This window comes from Caldithrix sp. (genome assembly GCF_056497305.1).
Genome location: NZ_JBSMDE010000069.1, coordinates 1 through 22,833, shown reverse-complemented (window position 1 = coordinate 22,833; position 22,833 = coordinate 1). Strand labels below are relative to the sequence as shown.

The following is a 22,833-nucleotide window of genomic DNA, read 5'->3' as shown; positions in this document are numbered from 1 at the left end:
GTTGAAGGGTTGAATGAGCATCGGCCTGTCATTATTTAAAGAAGATTTTTGGTGGTAGCTCTGCTACCTTAGTACCTAATTTTTTCTATTGCTTCCATAGCATAGTTAGGCTAAATTGCTTATTCAAAAATAAACGAGGATGTTGTGTATGAAGCGACTCATTGTCGGCCCATTGTTTTTATTGACATTGTTTAAACTTGTTTTGGGCCTCAACTCAAATTTAGCCCAAAATCAAGACATTACGATTGTCCAATCCAACGAGCGGGGCTTAATTCTGGAATGGCGTCCTGCCCGGCTCAATGCGCAAACCATCACCATCGGCCAGAAACGTTTCCAACAGATCACTATTTTAAATGGCAAAACCCTGTCTGCGCCTGGCCAGCCCGATGTGCCCTGGCGCGTAATCGGAATCGCTTTACCCGATGAACAGCCCGTGCGGATTTCCATTCTGGATGTGCAAACGCGGACTCTGGAAAACACCGATCTGGCGCCCGTACCTTTTCCGGCCAGAGACCGGACCGGCCTCAGCGAGGTTCAATACCGGCTGAATGATTCTCTTTACAACAGCGTTACACCTTTTCCGCGTCAAATAGTACAAAATGAATCCCCTTCTTATTTCAGAGACCTGCCCATCCAAAACATTCATCTCAGTCCGCTCCAATATTTCCCGGCCAATCACCGCCTGGTAGTTTACGAAAAGATTCGCCTGCAAATTCGTTTTCGTCAGCCAGCTACAGTAAGCGGCACAACATCCAAACACGATCTTCTAGATGATGTAACGCGGCAAATCATTCTCAATTTCGATCAGGCCAGAACCTGGCGTAGAGGGCAAAGATTGTCTCTCAAAAAGGTGAAGTTGCTGCCTCAGGGACCGTTTTACAAAATTGAAGTTAAAGAAGACGGGCTGTACAAAATTACGCCTTCTGTGCTGGAAACAGCCGGAATTGATTTGAACAGCTTCTCCTTAGACCAGATTCAAATGTTCAATAATGGCGGGCATGAACTGCATTACAACATCAAATCCAAATACTTCAATCCCACTTCCACTCAGGAAATTCCCATTCTGGTTTTCGATCAGAACCAGGATGGTAAGTTCAATGGTTCCGATTACATCCTGTTTTACGGCAAGCACGTTAATGGCTGGTTTTTCAATCCGGCCACAAACGATTTTTCTTACCAGATGCACACCTTTGCCCGGAAGAACATTTACTGGCTAAACCTTAAAGGTAGCAACGGCAGACGCATGATCAGCGAAAGCCTGCCGTCTCCCAACAGCGGCAATGTCACCGCTTCCTATTTTTACGAACGGCTACATGAAGAAGAAGATTTGTACAACCTGCTCTCTTCCGGGCCGGATTGGTACGGACACCGCTTTTTTGGCACTTCCGGGGGCTGGAGCACCAAAATTGACCTGGCCTCCAAAACGGACGCAGCAGACGCGGTTGCTACTTTTCGCATTCAGTTTAAAGGCGGTTCCGGCATTTTGTGGACAGACTACGAAAACTATCGCTACGATTTTACCGTGCTCTTAAACAATAATGCGCTGTTTAATCGCATCAGCTTTAACAACGCCTCGCTCATTGCCTTCAAGCGGGAAATTACCGACCTGAACTGGCTGAAACCAGGCACGAACGAATTGACAATTAACTACCAGGGCAATAAAGATGTCTGCAATGTGTACCTGGATTGGTTTGAGTTAACCTACCCCAGAGCCCTGAAAGCTGAGAGCAATCAATTGACCTTATTTATTGACCAAATCAATCAATCGCTTAATTACACCATTAGCAATCTTTCCAACAAGAATGATTACTACCTGTTCGACATTAGCGATGCCGCCAATCCGCTGGTTCTGGCCAGCAACCTGCAGGCCAGCTCTGGAACCTTGACTTTTACCTTACCGCCTTCGGAACAAAAACGCCTGATCCTGCTCAGTTCGCTAAGTTCCAGCAAGATAAAATTTGTTTCCAGTGTCCAGCCTTTTACTCCGCAACAGGATCTATTAAATCCCAATAATCAGGCAGATTATCTGGTGGTGACCCATAAAACCTTTTTGCCCTACGCAAAAAAAATCGCCGATTTGCACAAAGACCGGTTTCATACAAAGGTTGTCAGCATGGAAGATATCTATTTCTATTTTAATGCTGGCGTACCAGATCCGACCGCCCTGCGTAATTTTTTACGGTATGCCCGCGATTACTGGAACGATCCAGCGCCGGCTTTTGTGCTCTTTTTTGGCGATGCCCATTACGATTACCGTAACATTAATTTACCCGATACCTTACGCGTGCCCACCTGGGAGATTTACGACGCCGGAGAGATTGACAGCCGCTGTACGGACGACTATTTTGTGGATCTGGATTACTCGGGAAGCAGTTCTTTCCGCAGCTTTACACCAGACATCGCTACCGGCCGCATTCCAGTTGAAAGCACCCTGGATTGCGAGCGCATTCTTGAAAAAATCCACGACTATTACTTCAACGCCGTCCAGGATGGCTGGCAGACCAATGTTACCCTGGTGGCAGACGACCAGTACCGCAATGATGTGAGCAGCGAATACATGCACCAGAGCCAGAGTGAAACCATTGCCAATTTGCCGGAGATGCGTAAATTCATCATAAACAAAATTTATCTCTCGGCCTATCCTTCCGTGCCCGGCGGCTTTTTCCGCGTAAAACCTAAAGCCAATGAAGACCTGATCAATCACCTGAATCAGGGCACCTTAATCGTTAATTACATCGGGCATGGTAATCCAACTAAATGGGCTCATGAAGATGTTTTCAGCATGGATCGGGACTACCCGCGCATCATTAACGAAGGGCGTTTGTGCTTTTTAGTGGCCGCCACCTGCGATTTTGGCAAATTTGACGATCCACATGAACCCAGCTTTACCGAAGCCCTGATCTGGAAAGAGAAAAGCGGGATTATCGGGGCCCTGGCTTCTACGCGTCTGGCCTATTCCACACAAAACGCCACCCTGGCATCCAACTTCTTTAAAAATCTGTTTCCTCTCAACCAGCGCTCTTCTGAACTCGGTCTGGCCAAATTGAAGGCCATTGGCAGCAGCTCCAGCATTAACGATCAAAAATACATTCTGTTTGCAGATCCGGCCATGTACCTGGCCGACCCCAAAGAGAAAATTGAGATTACCTCGGTTACGCCCGACACACTAAAGGCCCTGAGTAAAGTTACGGTTAAAGCGCAGATTATCAATCAACCCGACTTTGAAGGCGAAGCCGTACTATTGGTAAACGACGCCGCTTACGAAAATGTGCGCACCGATGACGGGTTTTCTCCCATTACCATTATCGGGCCGCGCCTGTTCAAAGGCCAGGTCGATGTGCTTAACGGAAAGCTCACCGGGCGCTTTATCATTCCCAAATCCATCCGTTACATGAATCGCCCGACCGGCCGAGTGACCATTTACGCTTATTCTCCGCAAACCAACCTGAACGCCATGGGCTACAACGATCACCTGGTCATTAATGGTTCACAGAGCAACATCAATGATCAGCAAGGACCGGAAATCGATGTCTTTTTTAAAGATCAGGAAAATTTCACCTCCGGCGATCTGATTCCGGACAACACCATTCTGATTGTTGAACTCAAGGATGAAAATGGCATTAACATTACCGGGGAAACTGGCCACAACATTTCATTGCAAATCGATGACCAGGCACCGCGGGACATTTCTGGCTTCTTTGCCTACCAAAAAAATTCTTTTCAGCAGGGTAGAATCGAATATCCCTTGACCCAATTAAAACAGGGAGAACACACCATTAAGGTACAGGCCTTTGACAACCTGAACAATCTCAACACCACCGTTGTCCAGGTTAAGGTGGCAGCCACCAACGAAATTTTACTCAGCGAAGTGGTCAACTACCCCAACCCCTTCCGCGATCAAACACGTTTTACCTTTCAGACCAATGTGTCCGGCGCTGAAGTAAAAGTAAAGATTTACACTGTCACCGGACGGTTGATCCAGGAATTGCATGGCACTTCGGTCATGGGTTACAACGACGATATTCAATGGGACGGCCGCGACCGCGATGGCGATGACATCGCCAATGGCGTTTACCTGTACAAGATCATTTTGCGTGACGGCAACCAGGAAAAATCGCACATTGATAAACTGGTCATCATGCGCTGACCTGATGGGATTTGTAACGACAATTATTCTGGCCGGACCGTTTTACGAAATGGCTCTCTTTTTACCTGAGATAGCGCTGGCTAAGAGTCGTCAAAATCTGTTTAAACGGTTGTTCTACATTAAAACTGTACAGGTTGTGTTTAAATTCTTCAGCACTCCAGTCAAATGCTTTACAAGATTCCAGAATCTTAAAATAGCTCTTCAACATCTCAAGCTCCTCCTGGTAGGGCCTCACATAGTCCTTTAGATAGTGATAACGCCGGGCTCTTAATCCCGGGCAGCCTGTTGTTGGCGAAACCAATAAAAAATCGAAATGGTGGTTTGAAGGATCGAAACGCGTCCCTATGGGAGACAGCGCACAGACCAGCGGCTTATGCGCTGGATGGAGTTGACACCACCCTCTGAGGTTGCCCTCTTCGCTGAGCTCGTTGATTAAAAAGGGGCAAAATTTAAAGGGCGCCGTTTTAAAGCGAATTTGTGGTCGGTACACGCCGTGCGTTTCGTCTTTTTGCAATATCAGCCAGCCATCGGTAAAAAGACTTCCTGTGTTCTTCAGCTTCAGAAATCTGGCCAGTTTGTAAAGATCAAACAAATTGAGCAGCACCATTTGATCGCCCGTGCAACAATCGGCGCATTGTGTACACTCAAAGCAAAATTGGTCTGGCGCGACAGGAAAGTTCTCAGTCAAAAACCATTACTCCTTTAGCAGGGCGAGTAATTTCTCAATCCGTTCTTCATCCCCCAGCACAATTAAGCGATCGTTCTTGTGCAGAATGGTTGAAGAGATGGGATTAAAGATCCACTGCGAATCTTTGGCCCGTTTTAAGGCAATTACAATTAAACCGGTGCGCTGTGGAATTCTTGCTTCACTTAACGGTTTTTCCACGAGATTGGAATCTTCGGGTAGCGCAATCTCTTCAAGTCGCAGGGCCACGTCGTTGTTGGACATCATGATCTCTAAAAAACTCACCAGAGTCGGCCTTAACAGCACGGAAGCCATGCGCAGCCCTTCCACTACATTGGGCACGATCACGTAATTGGCTCCGGCCTTGTACAGCTTGGATTCGGTGTGAGGATCCACGGCTCTGGAGATGACGATTAAATTGGGGTTAAGGCTGCGGGCCGAAACCACCACAAACAGGTTGTCGGCATCAACAGGCATGGTAGTAATCAGACCGTAAGCGGTTTTGATGCGCGCCTCTTCCAGAACTTCGTCTTTGGTAGCATCTCCTTCTATAATTAAGATCTCCGGAAATATCTCACGCAATTCGGCGACAATCTCCGGTTTATGTTCAATGAGCACGAACGGCTTTTTAGCCTGCAACAGTTCGCGGATTACGGTTTTGGCCGTTTCGCCGCCCCCGCAAATGATCACATGATCTTTTAATGCTGCTATTTTGTTTTTCATTTTTTGTAATTTCCTTTTTGCTAATATTTGAGAAGACACAAACCAGGTTGTGACGCTACCGGAAAGCAAAGCAATGGTTACCAGCCCAAAAAAGATCAGGAAGATGGTAAACAGACGTCCGGCCGGACTCAGGGGAAAAACCTCATGGAAACCAACCGTAGAAAAGGTGATCACGGTTTGATAGAAAGCATCCATCAAACTCGAGCCTTCAATAAGGGCATAGCCGGCAATGCCGACTAAAATAAGAAGCAGCAGAGAGATGGCCACAAAAACAAAATTCAGATATAGATTGTCTTTTTCGATTAGTTTACTGCTCATCGAGCCACGATTTACCCCATGTTTCATGAAAAACAAGCTGCTGTAAGGGCCGGCGCGTACGCGGCCCAAGTTCGCTCTTCCGCAAATTTTCTGGCAGCGCCTGAGCATCACCCAAATAGCCAATAGCTATCACGGTAAAGGGATCGAAATCTGCAGGAATGTTAAATGCACTTTTTACTTTTTGCGGATCAAACCCGGCCATTTGATGGACAAACAGCCCTTCGGCCATAGCCTGCATGGAGATGTAAGCCGCGGCCTGCCCCAGATCGTAATGCGCCCATTTGTTCGGTTTGTTGTTGTGAGAAAAAGTAGTTTTGGCACACATTAAGACTAAAACACTGACCGATTTACACCAGGTCTGGTTACCTTCGGCCAGACTGTCGAATATTTTTTGATAGGTCTCTCCCTGCCCTTTAATGCCCAGCACAAAGCGCCAGGGTTGTTCATTAAAGCAGGAAGCCGACCAGCGGGCTGCTTCCAGAATACGTTCCAATTTCTCTCTTTCCACCGCTTTTTCAGAAAAAGCCCGTGGACTCCAGCGCTTTTTAATTAAGGGATGTAAAGGGAGTGTGGTTACCGCTGCTTTGTTCATCATGATCCATCTCACGTAATTGTTCAGAACAAAATTAAGCAATATTTACGAATATGGAAAAAAAAATCATTTCTGGTCTGCCCGGCGTAAAACAATGATCGGCGCTTCCGGTGGGCAGCCCAGGCGAAAGGGTAGCCAGTGTCCCACACCGGCGGAAGTGTACAGTTGACTTGTTCCCTTTTTGTATTTGCCCCATAAATATTTGTGAATGCCCCAGTTTTCGAAAACGCTACGCCCGTTAAAACCCACCTGCCCGCCATGGGTGTGTCCGGCCAGAACCAGGTCTACCTTAAATTGCGGAGCCAGATCCAGGGCCTGCGGTCGGTGCGACATAAGTACATTGAACGCTTGCGGATTGCTTTTCTTGCTAACTTCGGTTAAAAATTGTTGCAGTAAGGGATGAATATCCCGCCCCATGTACACCGGATCGTCGATGCCCATAAGACGCAACTTCTGTCCGCGGTATGTCAGTTCAACCGAGGCATTGCGCAACAGCTCGAGCGGACTGCGATCCAGTATTTTTAATGTGCGCGGCAAATCTCTGAAGTATTCGTGATTACCCAGCGAAAAAAACTTGGGAAATCGCGCCGGAATTTGATCGATCAACTGTAGTGCGGCGCTCAACTGGTCCACGTCATCGGCACAATCGCCGGTAACCAGCACCAGGTCAAAATGCTGCTGCCTTAACCGGGCGACCAATTGTTCCAGATCATTCAGATTAAAGTAATACCCAAGATGTAAATCACTTAAGTGTAAAATTCGAAAGCCATCGAACGCCTCGGGTAACGAACTAAAAGCAAAAGGAATCACCGGAACTTTAACAGGGCTAAAGGCGCCGGCAAACCCTTTGCCCGTTGCACTCAAAAGCACAGCCGGAGCCACGGCGGCTGTCCATCTGAGCACCTGACGCCTTTTCGCAGAAACCGTCTTAGCACCGGGGTTCATTTTTCCTAACAATCGGCCAGTAAAATAAATGAGAAAAACAAAAAAGGAAGTAAGGAGCAGAGCCACGCTCAAAATAAGGAACACAAACCCCAAAGTAAGAGACAATTCCATGAAGATATGTTGCCGGCCCAACGTACTGCTGGCCAAAATTAAGATCAGCGACAACAAAAAGAGGTAAGGATAATAGTAAGCAGCCCGATCCAGCCAGCGCTGCTGCCAGATTTTTTGATTGGCCGTTCGAATCAAAAAACGAACTACAAAGGTAATAAAAGTAAAAAAGCCGATGATTGTTAAAAAGAAAATAAGTCTTTGCATTTTGCTTCCTGATCAGACCAGCCGTAAAAGATTAGTGCCCTTAATGTCAATCTTTTCACCAGATTGCTTTTTTAATGGCCTGCGCGCCCAAAGGCTTCCTGTTAAAAAAATCCGTGTTTCGTAACTGCTACCCGGGCGCATTCTACGCAATGGATTCGTCGTCGTCTTCCTCCAGGGGAGGAGGCACCAGTTCCTCTCTGATCAGCAACAAAATTGCTGATTGCGGCACGATCACGTATTTCTGGTCATCAATTTCCACTTCGATGGCTGCCTTACGCATGAAAATGGCGTAGTCGCCCTCTTCAGCCTGTAAGGGAATGTAACGCGTTTCACTCTGCCGTTCTTCCCATGGTTCATCCGAAAGATTGGCCGGATCGGCCAGCGGATAGCCCGGACCCACTTTTACCACAAAACCGGCCTGCACCTTTTCCTTTTCCTGCACACCCTGCGGTAAATAGAGCCCATGGGAAGTCTTAGAACGCGATTCATCCGGTCGGATCAACACGCGATCGCCCACCACGATTAATTTCTTTTCAATCATGTATTTCACCTCATTCGATTTGTAATCGACATCCTGTTTTTAATGAATTTGTATTATTCCCTTTTGTAAATGACAACTCTTTTCTCCATTTACAGGCCCCTTCACTCTTAACTCAGAGAATTAAAAGGAGTTTCCACTGATTGCGCAAAGATTTGCTTCGAACCTGTAAGAAGTAAAGGCCCGAAGCCACATCCCTATTCTGAAAATTCCGGCCGCGCCAGATGGTTTGATGCCAGCCGGCCTGTTCAGGGGACGATGTTTTTTGCCAGATTTTTTGCCCGTCAACGGTGTAGATAGTCAGCCTTAAATCTTCTTTTTGGGGTAAATAGTAAGGAATCATGAGTTGCTGGTTAAAAGGATTGGGGAAAAGGACGAGTTTAAATGCTTCTGGCAATGGCTTTTGAACATCCGGAAGGGACGTAAGGGCATGGGGAGCATTGGGTGTGGGAAACAGAAAGGTCCAGTAATTGCTGCCATCCGGGTAACGGCCAGTGAAAAGAACGAATCCAGAGAAATGGTTCATAGTCGTAAGAAACCAGGTGCAGAGACTGCTGTGCATTATCAACAAATAGATATTAGTCATTTTTCAGCAACCAGTAAATTGGTGGATAAATATTTGAGCACATCGTTTAAATCCATGAGCAAGGCCAGTGAATCGGTCAGATAGTCATCCGCTGTTTTTCCCAGCATGCGGATCAGTCTGGCCAATGGTTCAAAATCCATCGTTGGCCGATTGGTTCTCAGGTTGTAGGGCCTTTCGTAATCATAATAAGGAAAATAGTTTTGCGGATCATCTCCGCGGTAGGTAAGATCCGCCGGCCATAAACATTTCCACAGATTACCGCCCGGATGTTCAAAATACTTTTTGAGGAATTGTTCATCCACATGCTCTACCATGATGTACAGCCCGTAATAGGCCTGATTGATGTAAAGCGCAACATGGGGCACCTGTGAATCAACAAAGACGGGCGACGAGGGCTGGGCCAAAACAGTGCGTAAATGAACGGCTGAGATGAGGAGAAAGAGTGTAATAAGAAAACGACAATAAGGTTTCATAAAAATATTTAAATGCCTTCCAGTTTGTGTACCCAATATGTTTATTGAGTCAAATATAATTGAAAGAAGCCGGAAAAGAAAAAAATAAATCGGTACCGGAAGGATTGGGTGTAGAGATTTTGGGGTTCTATTTGTAAAACGGGCAGAGAGGAAATCTCTGCCCGTGATCAAAAAACACTAAAATACGATTTTTCCGCCAAAAATTTCCGGCAGGTGTGTTAAGTCGGGTAATGCGCCTTTTTTGGCCAGATTCAATTTCAAAGGTTTTTCTTCTTCCATAAACTGCAGTACATCGATGGTTGGCACATTAGTTCCGAAGGTTTCATTGATTGCCATAATGAACTGGTTGGCCACCAGGGCGTAACCCAGATTGGTAGGATGGACGCCATCCAGGCTAAAAATTCGGCCGGTTAAAAACTCAGTAGTCAATTCCACACCTGCAATCACATAGCCATCTTCATCTGCAGCGTCGTTGAGAAACGCATTCATATCTACAAGAGCCACTTTACCGGCATATTTGGCAACCAGTTCCTGAATGGTTTCATTAAAATCATTAATGGCCTGTTTGGCAATGGCGATCTCGTCCTTATCCAGCACAAAGGCTGAGGGTAAAGGAGCGGTAGGATCAAATCCCACGGGAACGCCGGCCGGGCCGTAATCACCGGAAACATCGCCGATAACATTTTGCGCAGTGAGCAGGATTAAATCTTCTGCCGTAGCCTGACGTACGCCATCGGAAGCCTGAATGACCAGGGCTACATTCTGGCCCTGTACCGGCACCATGTATGAAATGGTCGTAAAGAAGGGAATGGCAGTTACATCGGGAATGTTGGCCACAACCACCTTGGCCCCGGCTCCGGTTAATTTGGCTAACAGCCCATCAAATAAAAAAGCAAACACCTCTTTATCGGTAGGCGCCTGGGGATTTGTGCCGCCGCTGGTGGCATAACCCAAAACATCGTTATTTCCAATCCAGAGCGAAACCAGCGTGGGCTGCAGCATTAAAGCCTGATCCAAAGCGGTGGTATTGCCCAGGTTTGGATTTCGTAATACAATGTCAAAAAAGGGAGAATGGCTGTAACTCTGCACGGAGGAAATGGCACTGTCCAGATCGGCTAAAACAGCCGCCGGAACGCCCAAATTGTTGTACGGTCGTCCCAGGGTAGCGACTTCGACGCTTAAGAAGGGATTAAAAGGATCAAACCCTGTTCCGGCATAGGGTACCGGGGCAATCTGGGGATTGCCTTCTTCATCAAAGCCGTTAAAAACAAGCACTCCTGCTCCCTGGGTTGTGTAAGAACCGATGCCAGGCCAGCCCAACAGAGGTTGTTGAAAATCTTTTACGCCGGCTTGTTTGGCAATTTGATTCACAAAACTGTATTCCTGATATTTGGCGGTTAAGGCTGCGGATTGGTAACCGGCCGTTAAACTGTTTCCCAGAGCTACAAAACTGGCAAAAAGCTGCTGTGTGGTCTGATTGAGTTGAACCGGTTCGGATTGTTTAATCGAGGGCTCTTCTAATTGACAGCCAATGAACAAGCTTAGAAGAACCAAAACCAGAGAAATTCTTAAAATTTTCATCTATTGTCTCCTCCTCTTTTCCTTAGAACGAATAGCCAAGAGTCAAACCAAACAGGTTGGCCAAACTCTGATACTTACCATTAAAATTGTCAACGGAATTGGTAATTTCGCGATCATCCTGCAGCAGCAGCATATAGGCAAAATCAACCGACATGTGACCAAACTTGTAGCCAAAACCAACATTGTAAATATTACGATCGCCCACTGGTAAAGATGGTTCCACTCGTTCATCCGGAACGGCATGGTTATCTCTCATGTAACCAGCGCGCAATGCCAGTTTTTCGTTTAAACGATATTCCATTCCTAAACGATAGCTGGCTGAATTCTGGTACCTTCTTTCGCTGACCGTTTCCGTCTGGCCGCCAACCGGATCTTTAAACTTCACTTTTAAGACATCATACGAACTCCAGCCGATTACAAAATAATCGAATTCGGCCGTCAATTTTTCTGTAAAATCATAGGCGATGCCAACAGCCGTGAAGGTAGGTAACTTCAAATCGGCACTACCTTTGGTGTTAGGAAACAGCGCTTTCAGTTCTCCCAGAATCAACTGTTGCTGAGGATCTGTGGGATCAATTGTCGGATAATCGAACTTGGCATCTCCGTCCTTGAACTTTAACAGCAAGTTACTGCGGAAGGCCGCGCCAATAGAAAGATTTTCTACCGGTTTAAACTGCAATCCCAGATTGAAGCCCATGCCCGTTGTTGAAGCCTTTAAAGTTGAGTAAACATCCACATTACGTACAGGATAGTTAACTACTTTCTGCAAATCCACATCAGCAATAGCATATTCCAGACCAACAGCCACCGACAGGTTTTCCATCACTTTGTAAGCCACAACCGGATTAATGTAAATAGCCTGTACCGAGGAACGCGTGGCTAGATATTTACCCGGCCAGTCTTTTCCCCAATCAGAAGCTAATCCAAAAGGAGCAAAAATACCCAGACCAAAACTTAGTTTTTCATTAAAAGAATAAGAGGCATAAACATGAGGTGGAAAGAAGGTTTCTTTTTTGGCAGCATTGTAAAGATTGGGATCTTTAGCCGTTGGACCAATAAACTGTGCCTGTGGTTGAATGATCGTACCACCTAGGGCTACATTCCAGCCATGCAGAGAGGTGATACCTGCCGGATTGAAAAAGATTGCGGTTACGTCATTGGCCTGAGCCACAAAAGCTCCAGCCATGGACATGGATTTTGAACCCTGCTCATAAATGGAAAACCCTGACCCAAAGCTCAGAGAAACTCCAAGCTGCAAGACCAACAATAATACCATTAAACGTTTGTGCATAGCACCTCCTTTGTAAATTATAAAGACCATAATTGAGCATTAAGATAAGACATTCTCAAATTATATTCAATATATTTGGCAAGAATTAGGCAATTAATTTTTATCAACTTATAAATGACAATGATCACAAGGATCAATTACGGATCATCCTTCGGTCAGGTGTATTGTCTAAAAACAAGAAGACCTGCAAATTTTATTACTTTGAATATTTCCCTTAAAAGATCTATCACTTTAGGGTGCGAAAATTTTTGTGTAGAGTGAGTAAGTTAAGCTGTTGAATTGTTGATTTGTTGAACGGTTGAATGAGCATTGGGATGACATAGCGAATTCCCATTGTTCATGAATGGTATTTCCAACATAGGTGAGAAAATTTCCCACACAGGTCTTCCCCCTCTCCCAGACTATTATTCTGGGAGAGGGGGATCGAGGGGGTGAGGGCTAATTCGTAAAATGACTTCCGCTGTTGGAGGAGTAAAGTTAAGAGTATATGAGTGTAAGAGTTAAAGGGTTCCAGGAAACCGTCCTGTCATCTCTTAAAGAGGTTTTTTGGTTGCGGCTTTGCTGTTTTAGAATCTGTGTATTAAGGAAAAACGATTCCGTTCTTTCTCATTATTTTTATTGGCTTTATCCAGCCAATGCGACTACGGGATGCAAAAATTTTTGTGCTAAAGATCCTAAAAAAACACGTAAGCACGCAGGCCTAACACAGCCGAATAGGTGCATGTTTCAGCATCCCACGTTAAAGTCCCGTAGGGACGAAATGTTTGTAGCCCACCGCGTCAGCGGTGGGTAAAACAAAAATACAAAAAACATGGATCGTCCTGTAAGGACGAAATAAGAAACCGTTTCAACGGTTTACACTTCTCAATTTCCTCTGTGTTTGTTTTAAACATTCCTTAAATTGCTATCTCGTCGACATTTGTTTGAATCCAAATCTAAGGCAGCACAGCCGCAAACAAAACTAACCGCAAAGAACATAAAGAAGTCATAAAGTAAGTAAAGAAAAAAATAAAACCAATTATTCAACATGTAAGTAAAAAATTTATCGTGACGGAAAAATTGCACCCCTTCTCTTTTTTAAAGAGAAGGGGCTGGGGGATGAGTTTTTAAAACAGCATAAAAATTTTCGCATCCCGCTTTAGCGGGATAGACCTTTTAAGGAAAGTATTCTACCCCCCCCGGCCCCCATCCCTTCTTTTAATAAAGGGAAGGGGAGTAAATTGTGCAGCTTTGCTTAGTTCTACTCCAATATGATAAGATATTTTGCAATCTTTGCGCACTTTGTGAATGCTTTGCATGCCAGGCTGCGCCTTGACAGACCTGTCCCCGAGAATCGGGATTTCCGCTGCGCTCCACCCGACTGGACAGCCGTCCAGACGGGTGCCCTTTGCGGTTTTTTAGTGGTAAAAGCGCAGGCTCACCGCTCCTGGTATTGTTTAGCCAGCCAGCAGAGCCATCAATTCGGCAACGTCTTCTAACTCTTCCAGATGGTTGATCATTGCTACAATCTGGTCGCGCCGTTTTTGTCCTGTAATGGGCAGCACCAGCGAATCGAACTTTTTCAGCAAGGTTTGCTCGTCCATTGGTTCCCGGTAATCTCCCAGAGGGTAGTCCAACGTCAGGGAATAGGTTTTGCCGTTTTTGGTGCGAATCTCTGCACTGGCCTGTTTTAATCCTGGAAAGGTTTTTTCAAACTCCGGTCTGGCAACGACCTTAATTTTGGGCAATAAAGAACGAATTTGCGGATCAAATATTTTTTCCTGTGTAAAAGAGGCAGGCGTTACTGTACCATCTACAATGCAGGCGCTAATGCAATAGGGCAGGCTATGATCGGCTGTCTCGCGTGTTTGCGGATTGTATTTGGATGGGTCTGAGAGAATGTCTGCGGCGCGAGCAACCGTACCGATGGTCACCTCTTCAATATCTTCCTTTTTAATGTTGTTTTCACGTATTAATTTGATCACCGCAGACATAGGCGTATGGGTTAAAGCCTCGGTAGGAAAAGCCTTCATGGAGCAGCGATTAATGCGGAACGATTCGCCCAGACCATCGGTCAAAATCTCCAGCTCGAATTGATTATTGACAAACACATCGACCAATCCCTCTTTGCCGTCAATGACGTGGGCCGGCCCTTCATAACCGCGCTGAGCCAGAAGGGCGGCGTGCAACCCGGCCTGAACCGCCATGGGATCAACGGTATTTTTCATCATCGTTAATTCGCCGGCCGTTACCACGCCCAGTGTATGGTTATGACTGGCTGAAATACCTATCGCATGCACCAGTTGTTCCACATCCAGTCCCAGTACCTTACCGGCCACCAGAGGAGAAGCAAATTGTGTTAATGTAGCATGATGCCACTTGGTTTCACGCAGGCCGGGATGGGCAAATTCACACAACCGTTGTTCCCACTCATAGGCCAGGACAATGGCTGTTATCAGGTCTTTACCGCTTTTGTGTAAATATTCGGCCGGGGTCAGGGCTGCCGGAATCAAATCACTGGGATGGGAAGGGTCTTCTTCCCAATAAATATCGTTGTAATCCAGAGCGCGAATCATTAATGAATTGAGCAGCACCTGGTGGATCATAGGCAGTTTCCTGGGAGAATTGAACACCGTGCTTTGCTCCTTTCCGCCAATTTCGTTGTAAAAATCGAGCATAATCTTTACATCGTGCGTCTGACTGCCGCCAAACGCGCAGCCAATGGAGTCCAGGAAAAATCGTTTGACATTGTCAATGGTTTGAGAGTCCAGATCTTCGTAGGTTAAATCTCGGGTAAAGCGCGCCAGCCGATAGGTAATGTATGGCTTGTCCATGTTAAGCTCCTTTCATTGTTTCTTAAACGTTTTGCATCATTGATTTTGGGCAAAATCTACTAACACGGGTAACGATGGCTGATTCTTTGTCGCCTGTTTAAACAAAATGCAACTCTTTTCCCCTGTCATTTAATCCCCTAAAAAATTTAATAAACGGCAAAAAAGGACAAAAGAGTATTGCAGGAAAAAGAAACCGAAGCGGGCCAATAACAAAAAGGAATCCCGTCCGGTTTTTCCGGACGGGATTAAAAATAGGTTTTCTCTGTTCTGGTCAAAAAGGTTTTAAAAGAGCGAAACCGCGCGCTGGGCTCAGGTGATTTTTCTCCCTAAAAATTGGAAGTCACTCGTCCACGCGCAATTTGAGGGATGATTTCAAGATTATTCGTCTTCGGTGCGATCGATGACCTTACCCGTAATATCGCTGGTGAAGATGGAGCCACTTCCATCGTCCTCAATGATTACATCGCCATCGATCCTGCTTAAATTCATATTGCCGCTGCCATCATCCAGAATAACCGTACCGCGAACATCCTGCACAGCAATATTGCCAGACGAATCATCGATTTTAACATCCCCTTTCACCTGCGTGAGGCTGATATTTCCTGAGCTGTCATCCAGATTGATCCGCCCTTGTACCTGTGTAATAACAATCTCACCGGAACCGTCGTCAACGGTAAGATCACCGACCAGATGATCAATCTCTAAATCGCCTGAGCCATCATCAATTTTAGTATCTCCGGCAATGTTTTCCATCACAAGATCTCCGGAACCGTCATCCAGGGTAATATCATTGTCCATTTTGGTGATTTTGATGTCGCCCGAACCATCATCGATATCTAATGCAATCGATGGCGGAAGGGTTACGGTCAGATTAATTTTCAGACCTGGCCGTTCGAACAACCAGTCCCAGAAGTTGCGGTCTTTTACAGCGCTGATCAATACGGCTTTATGGCCCACGCGTTTCAGTTCCAGATTAATGTAACTTCTGGCCTTTTGCCAGGGGATGGTTTCCGGTTCAATTTCGGCAACCACCTTAATTTCAGTGGCTTCCGGATGGCCTTCTACCTTTAAAAAGCCCGGGCCACAGTCGATTTCCATCCGTTCAATGCCCTGGGCCTCCAATGTCAGCAATTGCTGATTTTCGTCTTTGGCCCAGAGCGCAAGGGGTAATAGTAATGCGATGACAAAAATTAAAAATTTCATGACTTCGTCCTCAGTTTATTGAACAAGGCTATTTACCAACTACGTGAAAAGCATTTAAAAGTTACCTGGCGTTGAAAATGGAAGGTACAAAAAAATCGTTTTTTCTTTGATTGCATCCGGATTCTTTTTAAATTCTGATTAAGGATGCTTAATATCGTTTAACGCGGAGAACAACATGGCTGAAAACAATTCAACCTTACCCGCCATTTTGGAACGTACGCCTTCCAAAAATTCCTCGCGCGTTGTGTTTACTTTTCCTGACAAGACCTACATTACCTTTGCTGTCTTTTACAACCGTGTTGAATTATTGAGTGAGTTTTTATTGAGAAATGGCATTGGTAAGGGCGATTGTGTGGCCATTTTTGATGATCAATTCATCAACTTGCCTACGATTTACTTTGCCCTGGCGCGCATCGGCGCAGTCACCATCCCTTTGCTGCCTTCCACTCCTCCTGATGAACTGCAATTTTTGATGAAACAAAACGAAATTGTGGCCGTCTTTGCCCGTGCCACTTATGACAAGCTGTTTAAATCGGGTCGTTTTCCACATCTTAAGTTTTTTATTAATATTTTATCTTTCCGATTTGAATCATTGCAGGAGGAATCGGTTTCTAAAAAAATGGAAAAACAGATCGGCAAAATAAAAAAGGCGGCGATTGAACTGGTCAAAGCCGATGAACTACCTACTCCTCCCAAAATTGAAGCCGATGATGAGATTCAACGCCTATTACTGCCCGATTTAAAGGGAGAGTGGCAGACCTACCGTTACTCACATCGCAATTTGATCTCTGCCGCCCAAACCCTCACACAAAGCATTGGCTTCGACGATCGCAGTAAACTGCTCTTTTTACTTCCCTTTTATTTCAACTTAACAATCTCGCTGGCAGTATTAGGGCCGAGTCTGAAACACTACCAGGTCGTCTTTGCCCGATTGCCCAAATCGTTAGAAGAATTACGCAGCTTGCTCAAGGATACCGCTCCTACGCATGTCCTCATTGAAAGCAGTCTGCTCGAAACATTGTTGCGTGCCCAACTGCCTCCTTTAACCCGGGCCAATACCTTTCTAAAAAAATCCAAAAAATTCCTTTCCGCTCTGCGAAAAAAAATCATGGGCGATCGGTGGCAATTTTTAAAACAAAGCCAATGGTTGATTTGTACCAATTTCATGCCGCCAGGTCTTTCTCTAAAACGATTTTTAAGCGAAGAATCCGTTCCGGCCTCCCTTCTCTTTGGAACCTACGAAACGACCTCTGCGCTTATGATTGGCGGTCCCGTTTCTTCGCTTAGCTGGGTTGAAGGAAAAGTCATCAAAGGGCTGGAAATTAAAATCGAAGCCGGCGCCGGTCAAGCTGGCCGCCTGTGGGTAAAGGGCCCCTTTGTGCTTCGGGCAGAGCACACTAAAGTCCATGATGGCTTTACGGCGCTACCCGTGCTGGCAGAACAGCAGGATCATCGGTTAAAAATTTTAGGTTTTGACTCAACCGTGATCAAATCAGGCCCGGGGCAGCTGATTGATGCCAGAGTGATTGAGGCAGAGCTGCGTCGGTTTCCTGAAATTGAAGATGTTTTAATCGTTCAGCAAAATGGGCAACTCATTTTAAAAGTGCTGCCTGCGCCTGATTTTTTACTGACCCACGGAGCAGACATGGAAGCTCGCTTAACGGCCCGCATCCAGCACTTTTTTTCTGAATACTTCCCCTTACCTCTGGAAATTTCCCGAATTCATATTGAAAAACATCCATTTCCCAAAAACCTGGTTGGGCAAAAGCTACGATATCTGACCACCATGAAATAATCCTGCTTTTCTCCTCGTTTAAACATTAAAATGCACAAACCAGGAGAGAGTCACGCATCCCAAAAACATCTTTAAAAATCCTGCGATTTTAACCATCGTTCTTTTAACTTTTGGCTTCATCTGGGCCAAATCGGGGGGTATTACCGGACGAACGCTTTTAAGCAGTACGCCAGGTTGTACCTGCCACGCCTCTCAGGCCTCGGTGAACGTTGTGGTACAAATATCCGGGCCAGATACTGTTCAACCAGGAGCGGTAGCCACCTTTCAGGTTAAAATAAGCGGCGGGCCTCTAAATAGAGCAGGGGTCAATATTGCTTCCGAGGCTGGTACTCTTAGTCCCGTTGACAATTCTTTGCAGAGTTTCAATGGAGAGCTTACCCACACTTCCCCCAAATCACCGTCTAACAACCAGGTCGTTTTTCAGTTTGAATTTACCGCTCCTCAAACCGAAGGGCCTGTTACACTGGCCGCCACCGGAAATAGTGTTAATTTTAATGGAAACAATTCAGGAGATGCCTGGAATCATGCGCCAAACTTTACGGTCAACGTGAGCTCAGCTTCTGCGCTTGAGGATAAGCCCGCTTTAGCGCCTGCTTATTTCCGGTTAGATCAGAACTTTCCCAATCACTTTAATCCAGTTACAACCATCTCCTTTTACCTGGCGAAGGCCGATTTTATTAAACTCCAACTATTTGATGCAACCGGTCAATTGGTTCGTTTGCTTAAACAAGGGCAAATGCCGGCCGGAACTCATAGCATTCGATTTCAAGCCAATGACTTACCTTCCGGAACTTATTTTTACACCCTATTTACCAGACAGGGGCAGTCCACACGAAAAATGCTATTGCTAAAATAGGGCAAATGTCATTCGCTGTGTAGGATTAACCCTGAAGAGGGACAAAAGGGAAAAAGTCCGGCGCGAGACGCAGACAGGGCGTGAGGGCCCGTGCCGACGTGTCATTCTAAGTCCCGCTTCAGACGTAACTCGAGCTTCAGCTCGAGACTTTGGTAAGGGCGAAGCATTTTTTGCAATGTCTTTCTCAAGAGTGATTTTAGCTTGTACACAAGAGGTTGCGCTAATTGGAACCATCATCAGGAAAATGTTTTGCCCTTACACCTGCCAATTGCCACGCGCTTAATCTGAATACATTCTCATTTCAATGAAACTTTTATCATGAATTCTAACTATTTTTTTATTAGATTAAAACAGAACTAAACTGGAAGGAAAATAACCTATGGCGCATGAAATTGCCAAAGGTCTGGAAGTCTGGACCTTACAGACCTTATTGAACATCTCTATTTTATTGGGCCTGTTTGCCATGGGCTTACTATTAATCCAACCCTATTTTCAACAATTAAAAAACCGTTTAACGTTACGTGTCTCCATTGAGTGGCTGGAAATGGTTAGCGTAGTACTGACTGATTTTTTACTGGCCATCGTTGTGCTGGTTGGTTTTCTGGTTTTAAATCCCGATATCATGGCTGATATTAAAATCGCCGTGCCCTTTGTGCCTCTGGCTACGCTGTTATTTTCCATTGCCCTGATTAAACGTCTTTTTTGTGGAGCGCATGCCCCTAACAGCAAAGAGAGCAAAAGTGTTTTATGGTTGCTATTCTTGGCCAATATGTTGCATATTACCGGTTTTTCGTTAATTATGGAAGCCCCAGGTAGCGAGTATTTACAATTACACCCAAGCTGGTTCTGGACATTTGTCAGGGAGTACCTGCGCTCCAATGCTTCTCCCCATGGCCTGGAGTTAGCTCAGTGGACGTTTTACCTATTTTTTCCACTGTTAATCCTGATTTTTATCTGGGGATTTTACCGTGCACTTCAATTTTACAACAATCAGGATGAATAGCATCATGGCGGGCTTCATCCGTGTTCTGATCGATCAATGCCTGGGCTGCGGCATTTGTTCGGACGTTTGTTCCAGCGAAGCGCTGGAACAGGATGTTGAAATGCCTGTGCCGGAATATTTCCCGCATCTTTGCACAAATTGTCTGGAATGTGTTGAACAATGCCCTTTTGGAGCCATTGAAATAAAAGCCGAAATTGGCGCTTCTAAAGAACCTCAAAATATTTAATGGGATGTTTGGCAAACCACCTGGCTTTTCCTGCCGTGCCAGTTTGAAATTGGATTGTTAAATCTTTAAATTACTTCAATTTTAGAAATCGTGTTCTGTAAAAGGCACACAGCGGTTATTACGAATTCTGAGGCATTGGCTCGTTCATTTTTTTAGCCATCGCAGAACAATTTTTCGCGGTGGGGTTCCACAATATGAAAGAACCATTGGCCTTTTACAGAGTACCCTATTTTAGTAACCTAACGGAGGTCGTATGCGACAGGCTGATTTCATCTTTAAGAACGCCAGGATTTTGACCATGGATGCGGCTCAGCGTCAATTTGAGCCGGGAGCCCTGGCCATTAAAGGCGATCAAATCCTGGAAGTGGACGATCAGCAAAAAATACTAAAAAAATACACAGCCCGCGAGGTCATCGACTGCCAAAACAAGGTGCTCATGCCCGGGTTGATCAATGCCCACACTCATGTGCCCATGACCCTGTTGCGGGGCGTTGCTGATGACCTACGCCTCGATGTGTGGCTTTTAGGTCACATGATGCCGGTAGAACGCGAATTCGTTTCACCGGAATTTGTCCGCTTGGGCACCTTGCTGGCCGCAGCCGAGCTCATTCGTTCCGGCGTTACAACCTTTGCCGACATGTATTATTACGAAGAACAGGTGGCCCAGGCCGCTGCTGAAGCAGGGTTACGAGCCATTTGTGGGGAGACGATCATTAAATTTCCGTCTCCGGACGCCCAGTCCTATGAGGAATCGTTAGAGTACACGCGGGATTTCATCAAACGCTGGAAAGGACATCCGTTGATCACGCCATCTGTAGCGCCGCATGCTCCTTACACCTGTACCACAGAAATATTGCAGGAAGCCACCGAGCTGGCTCTGGAGTTTGACATCCCGCTCCAAATTCACCTGGCCGAAACCAGGCAGGAAGTCGATAGCATGCGCGCCGAGCATGGCATTCCGGTGATCCCCTACATTCGAAAAAACGGTATGCTGCAGGCCAAGGTAATCGGAGCTCATCTTGTACACATCGATGAAGGCGAAATGCACACATTGAAAAATTTTAATGTTGGCGTGGTACACAACCCTTCTTCCAATCTGAAATTAGCTTCCGGGTTTGCCAAAATTGCTCAGATGATGAACATGGGCATTCATGTGGGGATCGGCACCGATGGTCCGGCTTCGAACAACGATTTAGATATGTTTGAAGAAATGCGTCTGGCCTCATTTATTGCCAAAGGCACAACTCAGGATCCAACCGCCTTGCCTGCGCCTCAGGTGTTAACCATGGCTACCAGCTTAGGGGCCAAAGCCATCCATCTGGAACAGCAGATTGGCTCGCTGGAACCGGGTAAAAAAGCAGATCTGATTCTGATCGACACCAGCGCCATTCACAATTCACCGCGTTACAGCAGAGATGCTAAGATGGCCTATGCCCAGATTGTTTATTCGGCCAAAACCTTCGATGTAACGGATGTGATGGTAAACGGTACCTTCTTAATGCGCGCCCGAAACATATTAAGCTTGGATGAAGAAATCCTTCTGAAAGAAGCCCAGCAATTTGCCCATAAAATCGACCACTTTTTAATGGAACGGGAACGATCGGTCCTTTCTAAATTGATTGCCATCGAAACGGCGACAGAGGAAGAGAGCTTTGAAGTTCAGATTAAAGTACCGGTGAAGCACTTTGACCAGATTTTTGAAAAACTGAAAAATCCTGAAATTAAAATTGTTTATCAGCGCCATTATCTGCAATACGATACGTATTTCTACTTTAAAAATGTGGATCAGGGCCGCTTACGCTACCGGGAAGATGAGATCATCAATCCCAAAGGGCAAATCGAAAAAGCGCGCTACCGTTTAACATTGTTAGGCCCGGCCCACGAACGCGAATTTGCACACACCGTGCTCCTTTCCCGCTCGCGCTATCTGGCCAAAGCCACCCACAGTTTGCGTTTCTATCGGGAATATTTCAAACCGGTTAAAGAGATGGTCATTGAAAAAGAACGTTTTCGCTGGAAGGTGTTGTTCCGGGAGACCGAATTTTACATCAACCTGGATAGGCTGGTAATCCCCAAGATGGGTGATTTTTTGGAGATAAAAAGCCGAACCTGGAGCCGCCATGACGCAGAAGAAAAAGCGGTGCTGGTCACGGCCTTGTTAAAATTGCTGGGTTTAAAAACGGCCCAGGCTATCGCCAGAGACTATTCCGATCTGGCATTGGAATAGGTTTTTAGAATACTTCCCTTAAAACTTATAATCCCGCTTAGCGGGATGCGAAAATTTTTAAGCTGAAGATCCTAACCCCCCGGCCCCCTTCCCTTTTTTTAATAAAGGGAAGGGGGAGCAAATTGTGCCGCTTTGCTGAGTTTTAGCCTTTCATGTCAATAAATTTCATTTTTTTTCGAAATCTTTGTGCTCTCTACGGTTAATTTTGGTTGCGGCTTTGCTGCCTTAGAATACTTCCCTTAAAACTTATAATCCCGCTTAGCGGGATGCGAAAATTTTTAATGCTGAAGATCCTAACCCCCCGGCCCCCTTCCCTTTTTTTAAAGGGAACAGGGGCGGGGGGATGGGTTTTAGAATAAAAACCCACCTTAAATGCTTAGCCCTTACAAAGTCGCGGACTGAAGCACGAGTTACATTGCTCTTTCGAATGGTCTGCCAATGTAAGGGATTCTCAGAATGACATGCCGGCACGGTTCCTCACCGCCTGGGCATAAGTTGCCCCTTCGCAAATTAATT

17 protein-coding genes are annotated in these 22,833 nt (G+C 45.8%); 6 read left to right on the top strand and 11 right to left on the bottom strand.

Annotated features, from left to right (window positions below; genetic code table 11):
• Positions 1–148 precede the first annotated feature (148 nt).
• Entirely contained in the window at positions 149–4,147 is a 3,999-nt protein-coding gene (gene porU, locus ACWB0I_RS05890) for a type IX secretion system sortase PorU (protein WP_479387114.1), read from the top strand.
• Positions 4,148–4,208: 61 nt separating this feature from the next.
• Here porU and ACWB0I_RS05885 read toward each other — a convergent pair whose 3' ends face one another.
• The 11 genes from ACWB0I_RS05885 to ACWB0I_RS05835 form a co-directional block, all read right to left on the bottom strand.
• Positions 4,209–4,754 carry a hypothetical protein gene (locus ACWB0I_RS05885; protein ID WP_479387113.1) on the bottom strand — a complete coding sequence of 182 codons (546 nt, stop codon included), beginning with the start codon at positions 4,752–4,754 and terminating at the stop codon, positions 4,209–4,211.
• 87 nt (positions 4,755–4,841) lie between these two features.
• Positions 4,842–5,873, bottom strand: coding sequence for a potassium channel family protein (locus tag ACWB0I_RS05880; RefSeq protein WP_479387112.1), 1,032 nt, complete (start codon positions 5,871–5,873; stop codon positions 4,842–4,844).
• Positions 5,863–6,468 (bottom strand): nitroreductase family protein, encoded by a 606-nt coding sequence (locus ACWB0I_RS05875; protein WP_479387111.1) that lies wholly within the window; start codon positions 6,466–6,468, stop codon positions 5,863–5,865. Before ACWB0I_RS05875 ends, ACWB0I_RS05880 begins: the two co-directional genes overlap by 11 nt.
• A 63-nt stretch (positions 6,469–6,531) precedes the next feature.
• Entirely contained in the window at positions 6,532–7,725 is a 1,194-nt protein-coding gene (locus ACWB0I_RS05870) for a metallophosphoesterase (RefSeq protein ID WP_479387110.1), read from the bottom strand.
• A gap of 142 nt (positions 7,726–7,867) precedes the next feature.
• The gene (locus ACWB0I_RS05865; protein ID WP_479387109.1) at positions 7,868–8,266 is read right to left on the bottom strand and encodes a co-chaperone GroES; all 399 of its coding nucleotides are present in this window, start codon (positions 8,264–8,266) and stop codon (positions 7,868–7,870) included.
• A 112-nt stretch (positions 8,267–8,378) separates the two neighbouring features.
• Complete coding sequence (locus ACWB0I_RS05860; RefSeq protein ID WP_479387108.1) at positions 8,379–8,849, bottom strand: T9SS type A sorting domain-containing protein; 471 nt, start codon at positions 8,847–8,849, stop codon at positions 8,379–8,381.
• On the bottom strand, positions 8,846–9,322 hold the full coding sequence (locus ACWB0I_RS05855) for a CotH kinase family protein (RefSeq protein WP_479387107.1): 477 nt from the start codon (positions 9,320–9,322) through the stop codon (positions 8,846–8,848). Before ACWB0I_RS05855 ends, ACWB0I_RS05860 begins: the two co-directional genes overlap by 4 nt.
• A 177-nt stretch (positions 9,323–9,499) precedes the next feature.
• Positions 9,500–10,903 carry an SGNH/GDSL hydrolase family protein gene (locus ACWB0I_RS05850; protein WP_479387106.1) on the bottom strand — a complete coding sequence of 468 codons (1,404 nt, stop codon included), beginning with the start codon at positions 10,901–10,903 and terminating at the stop codon, positions 9,500–9,502.
• Positions 10,904–10,925: 22 nt separating this feature from the next.
• Positions 10,926–12,194, bottom strand: a complete 1,269-nt coding sequence (locus tag ACWB0I_RS05845; RefSeq protein WP_479387105.1) for an OmpP1/FadL family transporter — start codon at positions 12,192–12,194, stop codon at positions 10,926–10,928.
• A gap of 1,436 nt (positions 12,195–13,630) precedes the next feature.
• A complete protein-coding gene (locus ACWB0I_RS05840; RefSeq protein WP_479387104.1) occupies positions 13,631–15,007 on the bottom strand; it encodes an MmgE/PrpD family protein in 1,377 nt (458 codons plus the stop codon).
• A 378-nt stretch (positions 15,008–15,385) separates the two neighbouring features.
• Positions 15,386–16,210, bottom strand: coding sequence for a DUF4097 family beta strand repeat-containing protein (locus tag ACWB0I_RS05835; protein WP_479387103.1), 825 nt, complete (start codon positions 16,208–16,210; stop codon positions 15,386–15,388).
• Positions 16,211–16,385: 175 nt separating this feature from the next.
• On the opposite strand from ACWB0I_RS05835, the gene ACWB0I_RS05830 reads away from it, so the two are divergent.
• From ACWB0I_RS05830 to ACWB0I_RS05810, 5 genes are all read left to right on the top strand, one after another.
• The gene (locus ACWB0I_RS05830; RefSeq protein ID WP_479387102.1) at positions 16,386–18,005 is read left to right on the top strand and encodes an AMP-binding protein; all 1,620 of its coding nucleotides are present in this window, start codon (positions 16,386–16,388) and stop codon (positions 18,003–18,005) included.
• Positions 18,006–18,072: 67 nt separating this feature from the next.
• Positions 18,073–18,861, top strand: a complete 789-nt coding sequence (locus tag ACWB0I_RS05825; protein ID WP_479387144.1) for a choice-of-anchor V domain-containing protein — start codon at positions 18,073–18,075, stop codon at positions 18,859–18,861.
• A 379-nt stretch (positions 18,862–19,240) separates the two neighbouring features.
• The gene (locus tag ACWB0I_RS05820) at positions 19,241–19,864 is read left to right on the top strand and encodes a hypothetical protein (RefSeq protein ID WP_479387101.1); all 624 of its coding nucleotides are present in this window, start codon (positions 19,241–19,243) and stop codon (positions 19,862–19,864) included.
• A 4-nt stretch (positions 19,865–19,868) separates the two neighbouring features.
• Positions 19,869–20,090, top strand: a complete 222-nt coding sequence (locus tag ACWB0I_RS05815) for a DUF362 domain-containing protein (protein WP_479387100.1) — start codon at positions 19,869–19,871, stop codon at positions 20,088–20,090.
• A gap of 253 nt (positions 20,091–20,343) precedes the next feature.
• Positions 20,344–22,317 (top strand): amidohydrolase family protein, encoded by a 1,974-nt coding sequence (locus ACWB0I_RS05810; RefSeq protein ID WP_479387099.1) that lies wholly within the window; start codon positions 20,344–20,346, stop codon positions 22,315–22,317.
• The last annotated feature ends 516 nt before the right edge of the window (positions 22,318–22,833 follow it).